The organism is Pseudoalteromonas sp. PS5, from assembly GCF_004103255.1.
GTDB lineage: Bacteria > Pseudomonadota > Gammaproteobacteria > Enterobacterales > Alteromonadaceae > Pseudoalteromonas > Pseudoalteromonas peptidolytica.
Window position 1 is genome coordinate 1 of record NZ_RCSQ01000041.1, and the last position, 4,935, is coordinate 4,935.

Genomic DNA, 4,935 nt, shown 5'->3' on the forward strand with positions numbered 1-4,935 from the left:
GTATTAAGTCAAATTGGTATAGTCACGCCGATAAATTTTTATAGCATGTGGTAGGTATAGAACAAAAACAGGAAGTTGGCGAACCAGAAACGTAAAAAGCCAGCATAAGCTGGCTTTTCAAAAACAAGACTACGAGTCTACTTACTTACGACGCATTGAGTCAAAAAACTCATCGTTTGTTTTGCTCATGGAAAGTTTATCAATAAGGAATTCCATGGCATCGATCTCGCTCATTTCATGCACAATCTTACGCAAGATCCACATTTTTTGAAGCTCATCAGTTTTCGTCAGCAACTCTTCACGACGAGTACCAGAGCGGTTGAAGTCGATAGCTGGGAATACACGCTTTTCCGCAATCTTACGGTTTAAGTGTAGTTCCATGTTACCTGTACCTTTAAACTCTTCGTAGATAACTTCATCCATCTTAGAGCCGGTATCGATAAGCGCTGTTGCGATGATGGTTAAGCTACCGCCTTCCTCAACATTACGCGCAGCACCAAAGAAACGCTTAGGTTTGTGTAGAGCATTGGCATCAACACCACCAGTTAATACTTTACCTGATGAAGGGATAACAGTGTTGTACGCGCGGGCTAGGCGAGTAATTGAATCCAGCAGGATGATGACATCTTTTTTATGCTCGACTAAGCGTTTTGCTTTTTCGATTACCATTTCTGCTACTTGAACGTGACGGTTAGCAGGCTCATCGAAGGTAGAGGCAATAACTTCACCTTGAACAAGACGCTGCATCTCAGTAACTTCTTCTGGACGCTCATCAATGAGCAGTACCATTAATGTCGCATCTGGATTGTTGTATGTGATTGACTGTGCAATGTTTTGTAGCAACATTGTCTTACCCGCTTTCGGTGGAGCAACGATAAGTGCGCGCTGGCCTTTACCGATTGGAGACGCAAGGTCAAGTACTCGAGCGGTAATGTCTTCTGTACTACCATTACCTCTTTCCATCACCATACGCTCGTTGGCATGGATAGGGGTTAGGTTTTCGAACAGGATCTTAGTACGAGAGTTTTCAGGCTTATCGAAGTTAACTTCATTAACTTTCAATAATGCAAAATATCTTTCGCCATCTTTTGGTGGTCTGATTAAACCACTGATGGTGTCACCGGTACGCAGGCTGAAACGTCTAATCTGGCTTGGAGAAACATAAATATCATCAGGGCCAGCTAGGTAAGATGCTTCTGAAGAACGTAAAAAGCCGAAGCCATCTTGTAAAATTTCTAAAACACCGCCGCCGTATATATTTTCGCCGCTTTTCGCGTGCGCTTTCAAAATAGCAAAGATAATATCTTGTTTTCTTAAACGAGCTACGTTTTCAAGTCCCATGGACTCAGCAAGTTTTACAAGTTCATTGATTGACTTGTCTTTTAATTCGCGTAAATGCATATTGGTGGGTTCTTTATTACAGTTGTCATTCTCGTTAGTTTTACGAGAGAGGTTGATTTGATAAAGCTTAAAGGTTTGTGGCTTTATAAGTTAGCAGCTAGGCGTCGGGTCGTCCAGTGTTTATACAAATTTTATTCTATTTAAAATGATACAGATCAGGCTGACAACTGCGGCAGTTACGCCGCAGAATGTCTAACAACCTGAATTATAGGTTGTTTTCTAGGAACTCAATAAGTTGAGTCTTAGATAGAGCACCAACTTTAGTTGCAGCCACCGCACCATCTTTGAATAGTAATAACGTTGGAATACCACGAATACCAAACTTAGGTGGAGTCGTACCGTTTTGATCGATGTTTAGTTTACCAATCGCTACACGGTCGCCATGTGACTCTGCAACTTCATCAAGGATAGGCGCAATCATCTTACAAGGACCACACCATTCAGCCCAGAAATCTACCAGTACAGGTTTATCAGATTTGATTACGTCAGCCTCAAAGCTGTCATCAGTTAGTTGGATAATTTTGTCGCTCATTACGCTCTCCGTTAGAATTAGGCGAAATATTTAATGCGTATTTAAACACTCTTGTTTCTTATTGCAAGTTTAAACGTTATGCTTTATTGCTATGACTAAGACACATTTGACCAATAAAAAATTCAATGACTTTGCTTTAGCACCGGAAGTGGTCGCCGGTTTGCAGGAAAATGGCTTCGAATTTTGTACGCCAATCCAAGCAAAGTGTATACCTTACATCTGTGAAGGCCGCGATATAGCAGGCCAAGCACAAACTGGTACGGGCAAAACCCTTGCGTTTTTGACCGCGACCTGTCATCGCTTATTGCAGACCAAGAAGGATAAAAAAACGCAACCTCGTGCAATTATTATGGCACCAACACGAGAGTTGGCTATTCAAATACACAAGGACGCGCAAGTCATTGCGCCACGTTGTAATCTTAAACTCGCTCTTGTATATGGTGGCGAAGATTATGAAAAACAACGGGGGCAATTGGAAAAAGGCGCGGATATATTAATTGGAACAACAGGGCGTTTGATCGATTTTTATAAGCAAGGTGCTTATAACCTCAATGATATCGAAGTGGTTGTGCTCGATGAAGCAGACCGAATGTTTGATTTGGGCTTTATTAAAGACATTCGTTATTTGTTCAATCGCATGCCAGGTCGTGAAGAGCGATTAAACCTACTATTTTCAGCAACCCTGTCATATCGAGTGCAAGAGTTGGCATTCGAGCACATGACAAATCCCATCCATGTACAAATTGAACCGGATGTCAAAACGGGTAAACGTATTCAAGAAGAGTTATTCCATCCTTCAACTGAGGACAAAATACCTTTACTACTTACCCTGATTGAGGAAGAGTGGCCAGAGAAAGCGATTATTTTTGCTAATACTAAACACAGCTGCGAAAACGTATATGAATGGCTAAAAGCAGATGGTCATCGAGCGGGTTTGTTGACCGGTGATGTAAATCAAAAGAAACGTCAGTCAATCCTTGCGCAATTTACACGTGGTGATGTTGATCTTTTAGTTGCAACGGATGTTGCTGCTCGTGGATTACATATTCCAGAGGTTAGTCATGTTTTCAATTTTGACTTGCCAGATGATAGAGAAGACTATGTACACCGTATCGGTCGGACGGGTCGAGCAGGTGCATCTGGTCATGCTATCAGCTTCGCCTGTGAGCAGTATGCGTACAACTTACATGAGATAGAAGAATACATAGAGCATGCAATTCCTGTGTCTCATTATGACAAAACAGCATTATTGAGCGATTTACGAGCTCCGCAAGTAAATAAACGCCGCCACTCAGGGCACGGCAACAATGGTAATAAACAACGTGGTGGTCGCCGAAATGGTGGCTATAGAAAGCCACAAGCCAAGTAAACTTGGACGGTAAAGTAGTAAGCGCTTAAAGCGATTTATTGAGGTTTTAAAAGTGGCAAAGACTGCTTCGAAGGAAGATATTTACGCTGTAATAGACTTAGGCTCTAACAGCTTTCATATGTTGATAGCAAAGCATATGGCGGGCGGTATCCATACGATCGGTCGTGTGAAAAGGAAAGTACGGCTGGCATCAGGGCTGAATGACCAAAATGAATTATCGTTGGAAGCAATGCAAAGAGGGTGGGAATGTCTAGCCCTATTTGCAGAGCGTTTACAGGACATCCCAACAAAAAATGTGAGTATTGTCGCGACAGCGACGCTGCGTTTAGCTGTTAACGCTAATGTTTTTATCGAAAAAGCACAGCAGATCCTTAACCATCAGGTAAATGTGATAAGCGGTGAAGCAGAAGCTAAAACTATTTATAAAGGTGTAGCTCACACTTCAGCATGCCAAGGGAAGCAGTTGGTGATTGACATCGGTGGTGCGAGCACTGAAGTTGTCATTGGCAAAGGCTTCAATGCTTTACTTTACAAAAGCTTGAATATGGGGTGTGTGACATACCTTGATAGATACTTCAGTGACGGCTTATTAAGTATAGAAAACTTTGATGCAGCAGAGCGAGCTGCAAAGCAGGTAATACAACCAATTCAAGCAGAGTATAAGCAACTAGGTTGGGAGCTGGCTATCGGCGCCTCTGGTACTGTTCAAGCGATCCAAGAGATTTTCGCTGCTATGGGCGAAAATGAGCAGTTGACTCTCAGTAAACTTGAAGAAGTAAAGCTCAAAGCGATTACATGTAAAACCGTTGCGGCGCTTAGCTTGCCAGGGTTAATCGAAGAGCGTCGCTTGGTCTTTGTCTCGGGCCTGGCAATTTTGATTGCACTATTCAAATCATTGGATATTCAATCAATGGGCCTTGCCGGTGGGGCGCTTCGTGAAGGAGTGCTTTATAGTATGATCCCTGATTTTCAGGCTGTTGATATCTGCCAACGTACATTAGATGGTTTTACTCAACGTTATCATGTTGACACCGAGCAGGCGCAGCGCGTTTACGAAGTGGTATCTGAGATCATTGCTCAAGTATCGTCGAGCTGGAAGCTCGATGAGCAAGCTTGCCTTCATTTAGCAAAGGCTATCGCATTCCTTCATGAAATAGGCTTGTTGATTGACTATAAGCAGTATCATAGACATAGCGGTTATATTTTAGCCAACACCTCAATGCCTGGATACAGTAAAGCGCAAAAGGATATTATTGTGGCTATAGTCAAAAATCATAGAGCCGATCTGGTTGCTAAAGATTTTGAGCAGCTAAGTTGTCATCTTGAGTATACTAAGCTGCTATGTGTCATAGTGCGCTTGGGAGTTCTACTCTCTATGCGCAGAAAAGATGATGTGCTACCCAAGGTGACAGTGCAAGCCAGTAGTAAAGATAAAAAGTCTTTGGTTATGCAAATGCCTGATCCATGGTTATCCCTTCACCCCTTGATGTTAGCAGAGCTTGTCCAAGAAGCGGCTTACCTATCCCAATTTGGCTGGGAATTAAAAATAGAGCGCGTTTAGCGCTCTTTTTGTATGTGAAACATACAAAAACAACAGTGGTAGAGTGATTTTTGTGCGAATAACGTATTTTTT

At 42.4% G+C, this 4,935-nt stretch carries 4 protein-coding genes; 2 read left to right on the forward strand and 2 right to left on the reverse strand.

Going from position 1 to position 4,935, the window contains the following annotated elements; all coding sequences use genetic code 11:
* Nucleotides 1-141: 141 nt before the first annotated feature.
* Both rho and trxA read right to left on the reverse strand, forming a co-directional pair.
* Nucleotides 142-1,401 (reverse strand): transcription termination factor Rho, encoded by a 1,260-nt coding sequence (gene rho, locus D9603_RS05570; protein WP_010604247.1) that lies wholly within the window; start codon nt 1,399-1,401, stop codon nt 142-144.
* 205 nt (nt 1,402-1,606) lie between these two features.
* Entirely contained in the window at nt 1,607-1,933 is a 327-nt protein-coding gene (trxA, locus tag D9603_RS05575) for a thioredoxin TrxA (RefSeq protein ID WP_125253634.1), read from the reverse strand.
* 91 nt (nt 1,934-2,024) lie between these two features.
* On the opposite strand from trxA, the gene rhlB reads away from it, so the two are divergent.
* Together rhlB and gppA are read left to right on the forward strand one after the other, a co-directional pair.
* Nucleotides 2,025-3,302 (forward strand): ATP-dependent RNA helicase RhlB, encoded by a 1,278-nt coding sequence (gene rhlB / locus D9603_RS05580; RefSeq protein WP_125253635.1) that lies wholly within the window; start codon nt 2,025-2,027, stop codon nt 3,300-3,302.
* 52 nt (nt 3,303-3,354) lie between these two features.
* Nucleotides 3,355-4,863, forward strand: coding sequence for a guanosine-5'-triphosphate,3'-diphosphate diphosphatase (gene gppA / locus D9603_RS05585; protein WP_128730583.1), 1,509 nt, complete (start codon nt 3,355-3,357; stop codon nt 4,861-4,863).
* Nucleotides 4,864-4,935: the final 72 nt, after the last annotated feature.